Genomic DNA, 16,757 nt, shown 5'->3' on the forward strand with positions numbered 1-16,757 from the left:
ATCGCCGCGCGGGCGGGCGTCTCCCGCCCGCGCGGCGATCCCGAACCCCCCACCTAGCTCGGACCTAGCCGACCCCGAGGATGCTGAAACCGTGGAGCGGAGGCGGACGTGATCACGGTCGAGGAACTCATGCGGGACGTCACCGTGCGGGCGGTCTCGCCCGACAGGTCGGTGGGCGCCACGATGACGATGCGGGACGGGATCACCGTCCGGTTCGCACCCGGCTGCCGCGACCGCCACACCCCCGCCGGGCTGGCGGTCCAGGTCGAGGCCGCCGTCAATCAGGCGCGGGACGGCTACCGTGCGGCCGAACGACAGCGACTCGATCGCGCGCTGGGCGAGGGGGAACGCCGGCGACTGGAGGAGTCCGAGACCGGTCGGTTCCTGGCTCCGTTGTTCAAGTCCTTCGACACCATCGACGTGACCGCGACGAGCCCGAAGAACGTCGTCAAGATCCGCTGGACCGGCGACCGGCTGCACGTCGGTTACCGCCTCACCGGCCCGCTGCCGCCCGAGGTCGTGCTGACCGAGGAGACCGACGCGGCACTCGCCGCCGTGGTCGCCGCCTACGGCAGACGGGCCGTCGCACTGTACGAACGTTTCATGGCGAACGACCCGCTGGAGGACCTACGTGGTCGAACTGAGTAAACAGGAGATGGCCGCGATGGCCGAGGCGGCCGAGGACATCGAGGAGAAGGCCCGCGACGCCGGACGGGCCGTGACCGGCGCCGCGATACCGCAGCTTCCCGGTTTCGCGCTGCAGGGCGCCATCACCGACGTCCAACAGGCCTGGCGCGAGCAGGCGCACCTCACGGCCGAGAGCTGGCGGGGGTTCGCCGCCGCGGTCCGACAGACCGCCGCTCACATGGCCGAGACCGACGAACTGGTGGCGTTCGATCTCCACTCCACGGGTCCGACGTCACTCCGCGGCCTGATGGGCCTGGGCGACTGAGGGGAAACGCGTGAAGGTCAGCGAACTGCAGAACGCCGACATCGCCGGGATCGAGAAGTCCTACAGCCACTGGGAACGGGCGATCTCGCTGTTGAAGGACGCCGAATCCGGTGTGGCGGGACCCATCACCGGGAAGATCCGTTCGGGTGCATGGCAGGGACTCAGCGGTGTCACCGCCGCAACCACCGCCGACTCGATGCGGCAGAACCTCGCGACGGGGGAGACGGAGGCGACCTCGGTGAAGTGGTTGCTGTGGAGGGCCGCCGGGTACTTCCGTCCCGCGAAGGAACGGCTCAACCAACTGGTCGCGGGGGTACGCGCCAACCCGAAACTGAGGCTCGAAGAGGACGGCCGGGTATGGCCGGCACCGCCCACCGCCGCGGAGACGGTCTCCGGAACCGGCGCCCACCACGAATACATCCAACTGGTCGATCAGGCCAACCAGTACACCACCGCAATCCGGAAGATCCTGTCCGAGGCCACCGAGGCCGACAAGAAGATCGCCGACGCACTGCGGAAGGCGGCGGACACCGCGGGTATCGGATCGCCCCGCATGTTCAACACCGACGCGCCGACCGACGGTGCCCTGGACCTGTCGGAGATCCCCGGCCAACGGTTGGGCTGGTACTACACCCTGCTCGACCAGATCGGCGCCGGCAACATCGGGGGTGGCACTCCGAAGGAACAGTCGGCGCGCATCGGCGAGATGGCGCAACGCCACGCAGAACGAGGCGGCGGTCAATGCAGAGTCGTCGAAGGCATGATGACCTGTGTCGGGGTGCCGCCGCACATGTACGCGCGGGGCGGCACCACTTACGGGGACACGTTCATCTCGCCGTATGCGTCGTTCGAAGAACTCGAGACCGGGTACTCAACGACTCGAGCTACGAGGATTACGAACCGGGGTTGCTGCAGCACGAGATCCGTCACCGGGACGGACAGTGGCGGGTCCACGGCACGGACTTCGGTCGCATGTACCTGATGGAGGAACTCAAACCGGGCTCGTTCAACAAGTACGAGTACGACGCCACCGTCAACGGCGGGGACGGCGGTTACGAATACCCCTCTCCCTCACCGAGTCCAGGCGGGTCCCCCACCCCACGGCCCTGAACCACACCCACTCCATCACCGACCGGACCGACACCGCCCCCACCCCGTGGACGTGTCGTGCGCCCCCGCCGGACCGTTCCGCCGTGGGCGCACGACATGAAGGGATACTGGAGGAGCGACGTCGGCGGGGAGGAGGCCAACCGGGGCACCCTCGACCTGTACCGACCGGAGACCCTGGGGGACGGCAATGTGGAATGAGACGGTCGGGTCACTTCGGTTCGCCGTCATCGGCACCGGACTGATCGGCGGTTCCATCCTGCGAAGACTGTCCGACGCCGGTGCCGACGTCATCGGTTGGGACCCCGACCCCGAGACGGTCCGATACGGACACGCGCGCACCATCCCGTTCACGGACCGGCTCAGCGACGCGGTCATCGGCCGCGACGTCGTCCTGCTGGCGGCACCGCTGTCGGCGATCCCGGCGGCACTGGACTCGGTCGCCCCCCACCTGGGATCCGACTGCCTGGTCACTGACGTCGGATCCGCCAAGGCGGGAGTGGCCGCCCACGGACGCACCACCGGCGTCGCCGACCGGTTCATACCGGGCCACCCGATGGCCGGCACCGAACGCGCCGGGCTCGCCGCCGCCGACCCCGAGCTGTTCGACGAGGCGACCTGGGTGCTGTGCCCGGACCCCGCGGTGCCGCTGCGGCTGATCCGGCGGCTCATCCACGTGGTGGTGACGTTGTTCGGGGCGCAGGCGACCCTCATGGCCGCCGAGGACCACGACCGCACCGTGGCACTGTCGTCGCACATCCCGCACCTGCTCGCCGCCACGCTCGCCGGCGCCGTCGCCCGCTCGGACAGCCCCGACGCGGTGTTGGGCCTGGCGGCGGGCAGCTTCCGCGACGGCACCCGGGTGACCGGGACACCGCCGCGACGCACCGTCGACATGCTCGCCCACAACCGCGCCGCCGTGCTGGCGGGCACCCCCGGCGTCGAGGAGTTCCTGGCCGACCTGCTGGCGGCGGTCCGGCAGGACGACGTCAAGGCGCTCACCGAACTCGTCGACGAGGCGCACCGGCTGCGCGACCGGCTCACCGGCAGGCCGATGCGGCAGCGCGTGCACCGGTTCGGGGCGGCCGAGTCCGACGAGGAGCGCGCGTTCCTGATGTCCACCGGCACGACGGGCGGCCAGATCGTCGACGTGGTCTCCGACCCGGAGGGCACCGGCTACACGTTCCGGTCGCCCGCCGGATAGGCACCGTGCGAGCGGCCCGGCCGCACGTATCGGCATCCGGGCGAAAACGTCCCACCGTCACGGCAGGATGAGGGCGAGACACATCGACCATCCGAAGGAGTCAGTCATGCCGCACGTCGTCTCCGCCGACGGCACCCGGATCGGGTACGAGAGGCTGGGCGAGGGGCCGCCCGTCGTCATCGTCTCCGGTGCGATGTCGTTGGGGGCAGCCGCGATCCCGCTCTCCGAGGAGTTGGCGTCCCGGTTCACCGTCTACCGGTACGACCGGCGGGGCCGTGGCGACAGTGGAGACACCTCGCCGTACTCGGTCGAGGCGGAGATCGCCGACCTCGACGCCGTCATCGCCGAGGCCGGTGGCCACGCGTTCGTCCACGGCAACTCATCGGGCGCGATCCTGGCGTTGCGCGCCGCATGCGCGGGCTCGGCCGTCGACAGGCTGACCCTGTTCGAGCCGCCGTTCGTCGGCGCGGACCCGAATCTGGTCGCCGAACTGTCACGGTATCTGGACGCGGGTGACCGCGCCGGAGCCGTCGGCCACTTCATGCGGTCCATCGGTGTCCCCGAGGAGATGGCCGCGGCGGCCCACGAACCGGGACTCACCGCGATCGCGCACACCCTCATCTACGACCTGACGATCACCGGCGACAACGACGGACTCGTCCCCACCGAACGACTCGCCGGGTTGACCGTCCCGACCATGGTCCTCGACAGCACCGGCACCGCGCCGACGCTGCGGGAGGCCGCCGAGGCGACCGCCGACGCGATTCCCGGCGGCGTGCACCGCTCACTGGCGGGCGGCTGGCACGGTGTTCCCGACGCCGATCTGGCCGACGTCCTCGTCCGGTTCTTCGAGGCGTGAGCGACGGCGGATACCCCGAGGCGGTGCGGGCGATGCTGGCGGCGGCCGCCTCCCGAGGGGTGGACGTGACGGTGAGGGCGCGGCCGGCGGCGCGGACGCTGGAGGAGGCGGCCACGATCCTGGGGGTGACTCCCGCCGACATCGCCAAGACCCTCGTGGTGCGACGCGCCGAGGCCGACTACCTGTTCGCCGTGGTACCCGGCGACCGGGCGGTCTCGTGGCCGAGGCTGCGCCGGGCCGTGGGCGTCAACCGGCTCTCACTGCCCGACGCCGACGAGGCCCGGGAGGCCACCGGCTACGCGCGGGGCACCATCACGCCGATCGGGAGTCACACCGCGTGGCCCGTCTTCATCGACGACCGGTTGACGGGCCGCACGGTCGCGATGGGTGCGGGCGCCCACGGTTACAGCGCCTTCGTGGCGATCGACGCGCTCGCGGCCGGATACGGCGCCACGGTCACCGCGTTGACGTAGGCGCGACGACCGGCGATCCGGCTCAACCGGTGGCGGCGGGCGCCGTCTCGGGCGGGAGGCAGTCCATGAAGGACGACACGGAGAACACCGCGTTGCCCGCGCCGGGCGGGCCGTAGCCGGGCGGGCTGGTGAGCCCGTTGCGTTCCATGGTGGCCTGGTACGCCTCCAGCAGCCGAATGTGGTACTCCAGCGGCGCACCCTGCGGATTGGTCTTGCCCAGTGGCGTGGTCGGCTCCGGGCACCAGGTGGTGAACCGGGGGGTGATACCGCGGGACATGAAGTACTCCAGTCCCTCGGTCGTGGACTCGATCGCCTCGTTCACCGTCGTGAAGCCGAACGGTGCGGCCATCTCCACGCCCGCCACGAAGTTCGGGATGACGTTGCGGGGGCCGAACACCTCGGCGGACTCCAGGATGCGGCGGTGCCACTCCTCCCGGCCGACGTAGCGTTCCTTGCCGGGGCAGTACAGCTCGAACAGCCGCTTGTCCCAGACCTCGTAGTTGGGGTGGTAGATGCGGATCCCGTAGTCGTGGAAGCGTTGCACGTCCTCGCGGGGCAGCGCCTGTGCCACGACCTTGCCGATCCAGCGTCCGGGGAACCGCTCCTCGATCGCCTTGGCGTACCGGCCGTAGAAGTCGGCCTCGCCCAGGCCGTCGACCTTGGAGGTGACACTGCCGCCGGTCAGCGTGTAGGCGCGGGAGGCGCCGAGGGTGTCGTGCCGGTCGATGATCTCCATCGCCTCCAGCACCTCCTCGACCGGCTTGACCCCCGTGTACGGGCGCCCGGCGGCCTTGTGCTGGCGCCAGTTGTGGTTGATGTCGCAGTACTGGCACTCCTCCTTGGCGCCGAAGTACTGGCAGACCCGGAACACCGTCAGGTAGATCAGGTAACCCCACTGGATCGTCGGGGCCACCTCCATCACCGACTTGCCGTTGCCGAGGGTGTGACGGTAGTACTCCGGCATCGGGGGAAGCCCGACGTCGGCGATCGGCCGGCCGTCGAGGAACAGCCGCAGCGCCCCGTCCGCGTCGGCCTGCACCCGGTACGGCGAGTCCGGGTTGGTGCGCACCGACACCACGGTGCGGCGCAGGTCGTAGGGGCCGCCGGTGAGGACGACCTCCTCCGGCGGGCGACGCAGTGCGGCCGTCCCAAGTTCGGGAAGGGTGCGGTGGTCGAACGAGAAGATGAAGTACGACTTGGGTTTGACCTCGCCGTCCTCGTTGTCGGTCAACGCCGAGTCGTCGAAGGCCATGCCGCCTCGCAGCAGGTCCTCCTTGATGACGGCCTCCTTCGGCACGCCGGGGAACCGGGCCATCAGGTCCTCGATGAGATCCGTGCGGTTCTGCATTCGTCCTCCCGGGTTCGGCCGATTCCCTACCACTCCATCACATCACCCCGCGCGTCACGCCGCTGCCCGGCTGAACCCGTCGTGTCACCGGTCACCGCCGCCGGGCCGGTCGGGTGGGCCGGGGTGGGATCCGTGCCCGGATCCCACCCGTTCGTCCGTTTCCGTCACGACCGGAAGCGCCGGGTGGCGCTCACAGGGTGTCGGTGACCGACGGGTTCGCCTTGCTCGCGAAGGCGCAGGCCCGCTGGACACCTGCCAGGCAACCCTTCGCCCGCATCAGCGAGGTGTAGTAGTCGATGTACATGAAACCGTAGGTCTCGCCCCGCGCGAACGCGTGCACCTGGATCGCGTCGTACCAGGCGTCGAAGGCCTCGTCCGGGATGGAGACGTACCGGTCGGGCCGGAAGTCGTCCTGGTCCTCCCAGTTCTCCGCGTACACGAAGGTGGAGACGCCGTGCCGGGGAAGCTCGTGGTCCATCGGCAGTCCCGCGTAGAACCTGGCCTGCTCGGCGATGATCGAGGCGTTGCGGTGATCGGAGTGGATCGACTCGTTCCAGTGCGCGATCACGACGTCCGGCTTGAGGTCGCGGATGATGTCGGCGACCCGCAGGTGCACCTCCAGCTCCGGCTGCAGGAAACCGTCGGAGTGCTCCAGGACGGTGAACTCCGCGCCGATCTTCTCGGCGAAGGTGCGCCCCTCGGAGATCTTCTGCTCCTTGTACTCCTCCGGGGACAGCCGGGGGTGGCCCCGCTCGCCGGGGGTCAGCGCGAGCAGCGCGGTGCGGTGCCCGGCCATCGCGGCGGCGGTCAACACCGGCCCGGCGGTCAGGTCCATGTCACCGATGTGGGCGCCGATGGCGAGATAGGTCTTCTTGGACACGGATTACCTCATTTCAGTCCGCTGAGCATCATGCCGCGGATGTAGTACTTCTGAAGCAACAGGAAGACGAGCAGCACCGGCAGGGTGCTGATCACGAGACCGGCCATGACGATCGGCTGGGTCAGGTTGGGATCCAGGTAGCTCTGCAGCAGTTGGATGCCCACCGGCAGGGTCATCAGGTCGGGGTTGACGGTGGAGACCAGCAGCGTCCAGATGTACTCGTTCCAGACGTTCACGAAGGTCAACAGCCCCAGGGTGATCAGCGCGGCCTTGGTCTGCGGCACCACGATGCTCCACCAGATCCGCAGCTCGCCCGCGCCGTCGATGCGGGCCGCCTCCAGGATCTCGTCGGGGATCGCCACCACGAACTGCCGCATCAGGAACACACCGAATCCCGACACCAGGAACGGCATGAACAGCGCCGCGTACGTGGTGAGAAGGCCACCGTAACCGCCGGCGCCGAACAGGTCGTTGCCGCCGGCTCCCGGCCAGTTGGCCAGGATCAGGAAGTTCGGGATGAGGAACAGGAACGGCGGGAACATCATGGTGGCCAGCACGAACCGGAACAGCACCGCCCGGCCGCGGAACCGCAGTTTGGCGAGGGCGTACCCGGCGAGGCTGGCCGTCAGCAGTGTCGAGAACACCGCGACGCCGGTCATGAGGATGCTGTTGGCGAACAGCCTCGGCATGTCCAGTTGGGAGAACGCCGCGCCGTAGTTGGCGAAGTCGAAATCCTCCGGCAGGAACCGGTACGGCAGCCGGCCGAACTCGCCCGGCCCCTTGAACGAGGTGAACACCATGTCGAGGAACGGCACCACCATGATGAGGGCACCGACGGCGACCAGCAGATAAGAGAACCACGGGAACCTGCGGGGCTTCACGACGTCTCCTCTCCCTTCCGGCGGAAGAACCACAGCTGCAGCAGCGTGATGACGAAGATGACGGCGAACAGCACGAGCGCCATCGCGCTCGCCACGCCCCACGAGCCGAACCGGAACGCCTGCTGGTACATCTCGAACCCGGCGACGTTGGTGGCGTTGGCGGGACCGCCGCTGGTCATGACGATGATCAGCGCGAACGACTGCAACGCGCCGATGAACTGCGTGATCATCACGAACAGCAGGGTGGGCCGCAACAGCGGCAACGTGATGTGCCAGAACGCCGACCACGCGGTGGTGCCGTCGAGCTCACCGGCCTCGTAGTAGGTGTGCGGGATCGCCTTGAGGCCGGCGGTCAGGATGAGGATCGCCGAACCGATCGAGGCCCACGCCTGCACGACCACCACCGAGGGCAGCGCCGTGTCGGGGTCCGACAGGAACTGCACCGAGGAGATGCCCACCGCGTTGAGGAGCCCGTTGATCAGGCCGCCGCCGGGTTCGTACAGGTACTTCCAGATGTTGCCGACCGCCACGACGGTCGTCACGATCGGCAGGAAGTACAGGGTCCGCCAGAACCCCTCGAACCGCAGCCGGGTGATGGCGTGCGCGATCGCCACCGACGCCACAAGCGCCAGGGCGACCGCACCGAACGCGAACAGCAGCGTGTTGGTCAGGATCGGGGCGACGAACGACGAGCCCTCGCTCAGGATGGCCCCGAAGTTGTCCAGGCCGGTGAACTCGATGCGGGTCAGGTCGAAGCCGCCCCACACCGACAGGGACAGGCCGATCGCGAACAGCAGTGGCAGGACCAGGAAGATCCCGAAGAACAGCAGGGTGGGCGACAGGAAGAACCACGCCGCCCACGCCTGCCGGCGCCGGGACTTCGCCAGCGAACCGCGCCGGGACCGCTTCGAGGCGGTGGGCGCGGTCGCCGGGGACGACCCGTTGAGCGTCGTCATCGGGCTATCCCTCACTCAACGCCGCATCGGCCGCCGCCGCGGCGGCGGCCAGCGCCTCCTCGACCGTCTGTTGGCCGGTCCACACCGCCTCGATGCTGCCCTGGAGGGAACTCTTCATCTCCTGTCCGTTGCGGCCGTTGGGTTCGGGGGCCGCGTACTCCAGTGCCGCCACGAAGGGGTCGAAGTTGGGGTCGTCGATGGTGCCCGCCAGCGCCTCGCTGTCGGCCATCCGGCCGGGGATGGTGCCCAGTGAGAACTGGAAGCTGCCCATCCGGGTCGCGCCGTTGTCGCCCTTCTCACCGTTGAGCCACTTCAGGAACTCCCAGGCGTCGTCCTGGCGTTCGCTGCGGGAGTTGACGCCCGCGAAGTAGCCGTACGCCATCGAACCGGTGTCGCCCACCTCGGGGCCGGGGATCTCGGCGACTCCGATGTCCTCGTAGTCGTCGCCCATGGTCGTCTTGAGGCTGCCGATCCACCAGCCCGCGTTGATCGTCATGGCGGTGGTGCCGCTGGGGAAGGACTTCAGGACGTCGATCGCCGGGTCGGCGACGCCGTCGTCGATCATGCGCTTCTCCAGTTCCAATGCCGCGCGGCCCTCCGGGGAGTCGAAGGCGGTGGCGGTGCCGTCCTCGTTCATGTACCGGCCGCCCGCCGACTGGAGCAGCGAGACCCACGGGTGGACGACCGCGGAGTCCCAACCGCTGGTCAGGCCGAAGCCGGCGACCTCGATGTTCCCGGAGTCGTCACGCTTGGTGGTGGCCGCGGCGATCTCCTCCAGTTCCTCCCAGCTGCTGGGCGGGGCGTCGTATCCGGCTTCGGCGAGCAGGCGCTTGTTGTAGTAGAGGCCGTAGGTCTGCACCTCGGTCGGGTAGCCGACGATCCGGTCGTCGACGGTCACGGATCCGACCGCCGCCGGTGAGTAGTTGTCACGCACGTCCTGGGCGACGTCCTCCGGGACCTCCGCGAGTACGTTGGCCTCAGCGAGCTGTCCACCCCACAGGCTGTAGGCGTGGACGATGTCGGGCGCCTCGCCGCCGGTCTGCCGGACGGTGATCGTCTGGAGCAGTTCGTCGAACGACACTGCCTGGGTCTCGACCTGGAGGTCGGGATTCGCCGCGTTCCACTCGTCGACCATCTCCTGCAACCCCGACTTCAACGGGTCGTTGGCGTAGTGCGTGAGGATGGTGAGGGTGTCGCGGGCGCCGCCCTCGTAGTTGCTCGTGGTGCATGCCGAGGCGCCGAGCAGCAGCACTGCCGCCGTCGCCACGACTCGCGCGGTGGCGCGGGTCTTCATGACTGGTCCTTTCGGGGGTGGAGGGGGGCGCGCATGACGTCGAAGGTGCGGGTGATGGTGAAGCCGGTCTTGAGGTAGAGGTGACCGGCGGGCGACTCCCTACCGGTCCACAGGAACCAGGCGTTGTGGGCGCCCAGTGCCCGCATGCGTTCGAGGCAGAGGTGCAGCAGGACCTCGCCCAGTCCGAGGCCCCGGCGGTCGGCGAGCACGCCGAACGGGCCGAAGCGGTCGATGACGGACTCGTAACCGGCGCACATGCCCCATCCGATGACGCGTCCGCCGGGGGCGCGGGCCACCACGATGCGGTTCAGCGGGATGCCCGCGACCGCGGCCTCGCGGATGGCGCGCGCCCAGTCCGGGTTGAACTCCTCGTGGGCCAGGCGGATCAGCGGCACCAGTTCGTCGGCGTCGGGTGTGCCGAAGGTGTAGCCGTCGGCGGTGAGGGCGGCGATCCGGTCGCGCACCTTCTCGGGGATCGTGTGGCCGACCAGGTTCATGTCCATGGCGGAGGCGCGGTAGAGCGTGCGGAAGCCGCGGCTCTCCAGCAGGCCGGCGGCCTCGGGGTGGCGCTCTCGGTCGATGCCGGGCTGGATGTAGTTGGGCGTGTACGAGGAGAAGTCGGCCTGTCGGCGGCCGTGGCCGCGCAGCCAGTCGAGGGCCTCGTCGAGGAGGCGTCCGCCGATGCCGCGTCGGCGGTGCGCCGGGGTCGTGAACAGGAACGGGATCCAACCCTGCTCGGGTTCGAGGTCGTCGGCGGTCATGGCGACGGTGCGTCGTACCGCGTAGACGGCTCCCACGATCTCGTCGCCGTCGTGTGCGATCCGGAGACCCTCGGGGTCGAAGTTGGGGTCCAGGAGGACGAGCCTGCGGAACCGTTCCTCGGTGATGGGATCGCCTGGAACGCTCTCGTTCCACGCGGTGACCAGTCGATGACCCATGCCGACGTCGAAGCCGGTCGTGACAACCATGGCGGAAAACTCCTGAAGGTGCCGATATTGAGTTGGAAAACTACCAACCTGACGCGGAAACGTCAATGATTGTCTTAACAAGTGGATCTCCCGATGACGGGACCCCTCCGAGGCTCCACTTCGCGCAGGCACGGATACCCGACCACACTGGATATGCAGCTCTTTCCGGCGGCACGCGGTGGCCGTCGGGCGCGAAGGACGGGACTCTCGGCCACGCGGCAGCGCGCCGTGCCCGTGACGACTCACGGGCACGGCATCACCCTCGGTGGTAATTCACCAACGCGACGGCGGAGGAACCCGGGGTCACTGCCGCCGGGTGGAGTCCTCCGGGTGCACGACCTGGTGGGTACGGGTCAGCGCCTGCAACGTGGCGTCGTAGGACCGTTGCGCCATACCGAGGAAGACACAGTCCACGACGGCCAGTTGCGCGAGGCGGCTCGCCATCGCGCCCGAGCGGAACCGGGTCTCGCGCACCTGCGTGGTGATCACCAGGTCCGCGTGACGGGTCAGCGGCGAGCGCGGATAGTTCACTATGGCCACCGTCGTGGCCCCGTGGTCGCGCGCGACCCGCAGGTACGCGACCACTTCGGAGGTCTCACCGGTGTGCGACAGTCCCACCGCCACGTCCTCGGCCGACAGCAACGCCGCGGTACCGAGCGCCAGGTGTGAGTCGGCGATCGCCAGCGCGATCCGGTCGACCCGCAGCAGCTTGTGTTGTAGGTCCTGAGCCGCGAAGGCACTGGCGCCCATACCGAACAGGCTTATCCGCCGCGCCGCCGACAGGGCCGTGATCACCCGGTCGAGCTGCCCGATGTCCAGGTGTTCCATCGTCTCCTGGATCGCCCGCACGTCGGCGAACGCGACCTTCCGCACCAGCTCCTGCAGGGTGTCGTCCCGGTCGATGTCGGTCCCGGGCGTCAGGCCGCCGTCCGCGCGGGCCTGGTCGGCACCGAGCTCGGTGGCCACCGCGAGCCGTAGTTCGGCGTAGCCCCGGAATCCGGCGCGACGGCAGAACCTCACGACGGTGGTCTCCGACGTGCTGCACCGTTGGGCGAGTTCGGTGATGGTCGTGGACACCACCAGACGGGGCTCGGCGGTGATCGCGTCCGCGACGCGACGCTCGGCCGGCGCCAACGTCGGTGCGAGGCCGCGAATGTGCTGGACGACCGACGACCGCTGTCGCGCCGGATTGCCGAAGTCGCCGGTCATGTCAACCGCGTTCACGAGTGTCACTCGTACATGAGAACATCCGCGCCCGCCCAGTCGCGCGGGTGCCCGATGTCCACCGAATCCAGCAGGGCCACCGGATCCCCGCCGGAGTCCAATGTCGCCCGCAGATTCTCGGATCCCCACAGCAGGTCGACGGCGGGTCGCCCGCTGGAGTGTTCCTCACCGCTGTGCTTCGGCCGCCAGCCGAAGCCGTCGGGGTACAGGTCGCGAAGTTCCCGCAGCATAGTCAAGGCGGTGCGGACCGGCTGGAAGACAGCCCGGTCGGTCAGGTGCAGTTGCACCCCCCGAACCGCGGTGCCGGCGTGCTTGTGGAACGTGGGCGCGAACGAGACGTCACGGAACCGCACGCCCGGAAGGCCCAGCGAGTTCAGCCGTACCGCCCAGCGGCCGTCGACGTAGGGCGCGCCGATCAGTTCGAACGGCCGGGTGGTGCCCCGGCCCTCCGACAGGTTCGTCCCCTCGAACAGACCGGTCCCCGGATACACGACCGCACTGTCCAGTGTGGGCATGTTGACGGAGGGCATCACCCAGGGCTGGCCGGTCAGGTCGGCCATGTCGCCGCGCCGCCAGCCCGTCGCGGCCACGACCGACAGGTCCGCGGAACGCCCGGCCACCGCCGGGATCTCGGTGTCGTTGAGGTGTCGGGCCAGTTCCCCCACCGTGAGTCCGTGCCGGATCGGAATCGCGGTGCGCCCGACGAAGCTCGACACGGCCGGGTCCAGCAGCGGTCCCTCCGCCACCGTGCCGCCGATCGGATTGGGCCGGTCGAGGACGACGAACCGGGTACCGGTGCGCGCGGCGCTCGCCAGCAGGTCGAACATCGTCCAGATGTAGGTGTAGAACCGGGTGCCGATGTCCTGCAGGTCGTACAACAGCACCTCGACGTCGGCGGAGCGCACCAGGTCGTCGAGCCGGTCGCCCTCGTGCCGGTAGGTGTCGTAGAGCGGCAGGCCCGTGTCGGGGTCGGCGGTGTCGGGCTCGCTCTCACCGGCCTGCGTGGTGCCGCGCAGCCCGTGTTCGGGCCCGAAGAGCGCCACCAGCGGCACCCCCGCCTCCCGTAGCGCGGTGACCGAGGTGCGCAGGTCCCTCACCACGCCGGTGTAGTTGGTGATCATCCCGATCCGGTCTCCGGCGACCAGGCCGGGATCGGCGCACAACCGCTCGACTCCGGTGGAAACGACTTGTCGCGGCTGGCTCACGGAATCTCCTTCGTAGGACACGACAGATGGTAGATAAATTACCTACGTCAAGCCGCATTCGTCAATAAGCGACCATCCAGTGGAACCGGCACCCCGATCCACCCCGAGAACGGTTGCCACGGCGGGCATGCCGCCACGCGCATGTCGATAGCCGAGCGTGGATCCTTGATGACGTAGGGTGATGCCCGCAATCACGCGATATGAGGAGTCGGATGTCCACGAAGCAGCCGTTCAACCTTCCGGTGTTCTACATGCCGTATCCCGCCCGGTTGAACCCCAATCTCGAAACCGCCCGGCAGCACACCCGGACATGGGCGCGCGACATGGGAATGCTCGACGCGCCGCGCGTCGACGGGGGCCTCATCTGGGACGAGGCCGAGCTGGAGCGACACGACTACGGTCTGCTCTGCGCCTACACGCATCCCGACTGCGACGGTCCCGCCCTCGACCTCATCACCGACTGGTACGTCTGGGTGTTCTTCTTCGACGACCACTTCCTGGAGATGTTCAAGCGCACCAAGGACACCGACGGCGCGAAGGCCTACCTCGACCGGCTGCACATGTTCATGCCGCTGAACGGGGAGCCGATGCCGGAACCCACCAACCCGGTCGAACTGGGGCTGGCGGACCTGTGGCAACGCACCGCCCCCGCCATGTCGGACGACTGGCGGCGCCGGTTCACCGTCAGCACCCGCAACCTGTTGATGGAGTCGTTGTGGGAACTGGCGAACATCAGCCAGGACCGGGTCGCCAACCCGATCGAGTACATCGCCATGCGCCGCAAGGTCGGCGGCGCCCCGTGGTCGGCCAACCTCGTCGAGTACGCCGTGGGGGCCGAGGTACCGGCGGACCTCGCCGCGACCCGTCCGCTCAAGGTCCTGCGCGACACGTTCTCCGACGGTGTGCATCTGCGCAACGACCTGTTCTCCTATCAACGTGAGGTGCAGGACGAAGGCGAGAACGCCAACGCGGTCCTGGTGTTCGAACGGTTCCTCGGCCGCCCCACCCAGGAGTCGGCCGAACTCGTCAACGACCTGCTCACGTCACGGCTGCACCAGTTCGAGAACACCGCCCTCACCGAGATCCCGTTGCTGTTCGCCGATCGGGCGGTGACACCCGACGCGCAGGCCGCGGTCGCCGCCTACGCCAAGGGCCTGCAGGACTGGCAGTCGGGCGGCCACGAGTGGCACATGCGTTCCAGCCGGTACATGAACAAGGCGCCCGGTGTGAACCCCGGCCCCAGCGGCCTCGGTACGGCGGCGGCCCGCCAGGCGTGGTCGGGTCCGCGGCGGCACACCAACGTGCCGTTCCAACAGGTCGGGCAGACACGGCTTCCGGACTTCTACCTGCCGTATCCCAACCCGATCAACCCGCACCTGGCCGAGGCGCGGAAGCACAACGTCGACTGGATCCGTCGCGTGGGGATGACCCAGGCGATCGAGGGCCTGCCCGGCCCGGGGATCTGGACCGAACACCAGGCCGAGATCTTCGACCTGGCACTGTGCGCGGCCGGAATCGACCCCGACGGCACCGCCGAGGAGTTGAAACTGGCGTCCGACTGGCTCGCATGGGGCACCTACGGCGACGACTACTACCCCGTCGTGTTCGGACGGACCGGCGACATCCCCGCCGCCATCGCCCAGAACAAGCGGCTGAGCCTGTTCATGCCGGTGGAACTCACCGAGATGCCGCCGGCCACCAACCCGATCGAGGCCGGATTGGCCGATCTGTGGCTGCGGACCGCGACTCCGATGCCGATGCGGGCGCGCCGGGAGTTCCGTAACGCGGTCGAGGTGATGATCGAGTCCTGGATCTGGGAACTGTCCAATCAGATGCAGAACCGGATACCCGACCCCATCGACTACGTCGAGATGCGCCGCAAGACCTTCGGCTCGGACCTGACGATGAGCCTGGCACGTCTCAAGCACGGGCAGCTGGTGCCCGACGACGTCTACGAGTCCCGGCCGATCCAGGAGTTGGAGAGCGCCGCCTCCGACTACGCGTGCCTGCTAAACGACGTCTTCTCGTACCAGAAGGAGATCCAGTTCGAGGGCGAGATCCACAACGGAGTCCTCGTCACACAGGAGTTCCTGGGTTGCCCGCCCGCCGAGGCGGTGAACGTGGTCAACGACCTCATGACCGCCCGGATGCGGCAGTTCCAGTACATCATCGACACCGAACTCCCCCAGCTCTACGAGGAGTTCGACCTCTCCACGGAGGCGCGCGGGGTGCTCGACGCGTACGTCGTCGACCTCCAGAACTGGATGGCGGCGATCCTGCGGTGGCACCGCGACTGCGGGCGCTACGACGAGCACGAGCAGCGGGGGATGCCGACGGTCCTGGACGGCCCGGTGGGGGTCGGCACGTCGGCCGCCCATCACCTGCGACCGGGATCCGGACGCTTCCCCGGCCTGTCGCGACGGACCCCGATGGCGGGCCGGAGCCGGCCCGCCGCCATGGTGCGGTGAACTCCGTGGGGCGCACGGGTCTCCGTGGGGCGCACGGGTCTCCGTGGGGCGCACGGGTCTCCGTGCGCCCCACGGCACCGGTCGCCGTGGGCCTTTTGCGGGTCACGTCCGGTGCCAACGGGACTCGGCGAAGCAGTACACCGCGAACAGGACGAGGCCGACGGCCACGACCACCAGCGACACCGGTCCGGCCGGTGTGTCGGCCAACGCCTTGAGCGCACCGTCGATTCCGACGGCCTCCTCTGGATCGTAGGTGACGGCGGCCCTGCCGATCAGGATGCCGGCCGCCACCGCGACCACACCGCGCGCCACGTGTCCGGCCACGCCCAACCGGGTGATGGTCTTGCGGGCTTCGGGAGTGGTGACCCGCATGTCCTTCATGAACTCACGGGTCCAGCCCTGATACATCCAGTAGCAGCCCAGGGCGATCACGCCCAGCGCGACGACACCGACCAGGAACGGACCACCGGGAAGTTCGAACAACGCCCGAGTGGCGTCCCGCGACTGCGAGTCCGTGGAGGCGGCTTTCTTACCGCCGATCAGCAGGCCGAGGATCGAGAACACCAGCAGCAGATACACCACGAACCGCCCGCCGGACTCGACGCGGTCGCGCGCCCGGCCGCCACCGAAGACCGCCTCACCGAACTGCCAGACGGCGAGGCCCGCCAGGCCCACCGCCATGACCCACAGCAGTACCTCACCCAGCGGCTGGGCGGCGACCAGGTGGATCGCGCCGCTCTTGTCGGCCTCCTTCCCGCCACCACCGAAGGCGACCTGAATCGCCAGGATCCCCAACAGCGCGTAAAGGACGCCTCTGGCGGCGAATCCCACCTTCGCCAGCAGGGACAACGCCGGGTGGTCGGCGGCTCGTCGGGCGGTTCCAGACAGACGGGACATCACGGATGCCTCCTCGGGGGTGATGGGGCCACCGACTGTCC

Annotated in this window: 17 protein-coding genes; 8 read left to right on the top strand and 9 right to left on the bottom strand. The window is 68.9% G+C overall.

Annotated elements, in window-relative coordinates; translation table 11 throughout:
• Positions 1 to 108: 108 nt before the first annotated feature.
• From LX16_RS09155 to LX16_RS09180, 7 genes are all read left to right on the top strand, one after another.
• Positions 109 to 648, top strand: a complete 540-nt coding sequence (locus LX16_RS09155) for a hypothetical protein (protein ID WP_147136001.1) — start codon at positions 109 to 111, stop codon at positions 646 to 648.
• Complete coding sequence (locus LX16_RS09160; RefSeq protein WP_147136004.1) at positions 632 to 952, top strand: hypothetical protein; 321 nt, start codon at positions 632 to 634, stop codon at positions 950 to 952. The genes LX16_RS09155 and LX16_RS09160 overlap by 17 nt, the downstream gene beginning before the upstream one ends.
• A gap of 10 nt (positions 953 to 962) precedes the next feature.
• Entirely contained in the window at positions 963 to 1,934 is a 972-nt protein-coding gene (locus LX16_RS09165) for a hypothetical protein (RefSeq protein WP_147136008.1), read from the top strand.
• Positions 1,925 to 2,062: a hypothetical protein gene (locus tag LX16_RS26555; RefSeq protein WP_158645540.1), complete on the top strand. Its 138-nt coding sequence runs from the start codon at positions 1,925 to 1,927 to the stop codon at positions 2,060 to 2,062. Before LX16_RS09165 ends, LX16_RS26555 begins: the two co-directional genes overlap by 10 nt.
• Before the next feature lie 187 nt (positions 2,063 to 2,249).
• A complete protein-coding gene (locus LX16_RS09170) occupies positions 2,250 to 3,263 on the top strand; it encodes a prephenate dehydrogenase (RefSeq protein ID WP_147136011.1) in 1,014 nt (337 codons plus the stop codon).
• A gap of 106 nt (positions 3,264 to 3,369) precedes the next feature.
• A complete protein-coding gene (locus LX16_RS09175; RefSeq protein WP_147136016.1) occupies positions 3,370 to 4,122 on the top strand; it encodes an alpha/beta fold hydrolase in 753 nt (250 codons plus the stop codon).
• Between the two features lie 32 nt (positions 4,123 to 4,154).
• A complete protein-coding gene (locus LX16_RS09180) occupies positions 4,155 to 4,595 on the top strand; it encodes a YbaK/EbsC family protein (RefSeq protein ID WP_147137372.1) in 441 nt (146 codons plus the stop codon).
• A gap of 22 nt (positions 4,596 to 4,617) precedes the next feature.
• On the opposite strand, the gene LX16_RS09185 is transcribed toward LX16_RS09180, so the two are convergent.
• From LX16_RS09185 to LX16_RS09220, 8 genes are all read right to left on the bottom strand, one after another.
• A complete protein-coding gene (locus LX16_RS09185; protein ID WP_147136019.1) occupies positions 4,618 to 5,943 on the bottom strand; it encodes a radical SAM protein in 1,326 nt (441 codons plus the stop codon).
• Positions 5,944 to 6,133: 190 nt separating this feature from the next.
• Complete coding sequence (locus LX16_RS09190; RefSeq protein WP_147136022.1) at positions 6,134 to 6,823, bottom strand: PIG-L deacetylase family protein; 690 nt, start codon at positions 6,821 to 6,823, stop codon at positions 6,134 to 6,136.
• An 8-nt stretch (positions 6,824 to 6,831) separates the two neighbouring features.
• Positions 6,832 to 7,704, bottom strand: a complete 873-nt coding sequence (locus LX16_RS09195; RefSeq protein ID WP_147136025.1) for a carbohydrate ABC transporter permease — start codon at positions 7,702 to 7,704, stop codon at positions 6,832 to 6,834.
• Positions 7,701 to 8,660 carry a carbohydrate ABC transporter permease gene (locus tag LX16_RS09200; protein ID WP_147136028.1) on the bottom strand — a complete coding sequence of 320 codons (960 nt, stop codon included), beginning with the start codon at positions 8,658 to 8,660 and terminating at the stop codon, positions 7,701 to 7,703. Before LX16_RS09200 ends, LX16_RS09195 begins: the two co-directional genes overlap by 4 nt.
• A 4-nt stretch (positions 8,661 to 8,664) precedes the next feature.
• Entirely contained in the window at positions 8,665 to 9,954 is a 1,290-nt protein-coding gene (locus LX16_RS09205; RefSeq protein WP_147136031.1) for an ABC transporter substrate-binding protein, read from the bottom strand.
• Entirely contained in the window at positions 9,951 to 10,922 is a 972-nt protein-coding gene (locus LX16_RS09210) for a GNAT family N-acetyltransferase (RefSeq protein ID WP_147136034.1), read from the bottom strand. The genes LX16_RS09205 and LX16_RS09210 overlap by 4 nt, the downstream gene beginning before the upstream one ends.
• A gap of 303 nt (positions 10,923 to 11,225) precedes the next feature.
• A complete protein-coding gene (locus LX16_RS09215) occupies positions 11,226 to 12,146 on the bottom strand; it encodes a MurR/RpiR family transcriptional regulator (protein ID WP_244615736.1) in 921 nt (306 codons plus the stop codon).
• Between the two features lie 5 nt (positions 12,147 to 12,151).
• On the bottom strand, positions 12,152 to 13,351 hold the full coding sequence (locus LX16_RS09220) for an exo-beta-N-acetylmuramidase NamZ family protein (protein ID WP_244615737.1): 1,200 nt from the start codon (positions 13,349 to 13,351) through the stop codon (positions 12,152 to 12,154).
• 212 nt (positions 13,352 to 13,563) lie between these two features.
• Between LX16_RS09220 and LX16_RS09225 the strand changes: the two genes are divergently transcribed.
• The gene (locus tag LX16_RS09225) at positions 13,564 to 15,819 is read left to right on the top strand and encodes a terpene synthase family protein (protein WP_211354361.1); all 2,256 of its coding nucleotides are present in this window, start codon (positions 13,564 to 13,566) and stop codon (positions 15,817 to 15,819) included.
• A gap of 102 nt (positions 15,820 to 15,921) precedes the next feature.
• Here the strand turns inward: LX16_RS09225 and LX16_RS09230 are convergent, their stop codons facing one another.
• Positions 15,922 to 16,716 carry a DUF1206 domain-containing protein gene (locus LX16_RS09230; protein ID WP_170283848.1) on the bottom strand — a complete coding sequence of 265 codons (795 nt, stop codon included), beginning with the start codon at positions 16,714 to 16,716 and terminating at the stop codon, positions 15,922 to 15,924.
• Positions 16,717 to 16,757: the final 41 nt, after the last annotated feature.

The organism is Stackebrandtia albiflava, from assembly GCF_007994225.1.
GTDB lineage: Bacteria > Actinomycetota > Actinomycetes > Mycobacteriales > Micromonosporaceae > Stackebrandtia > Stackebrandtia albiflava.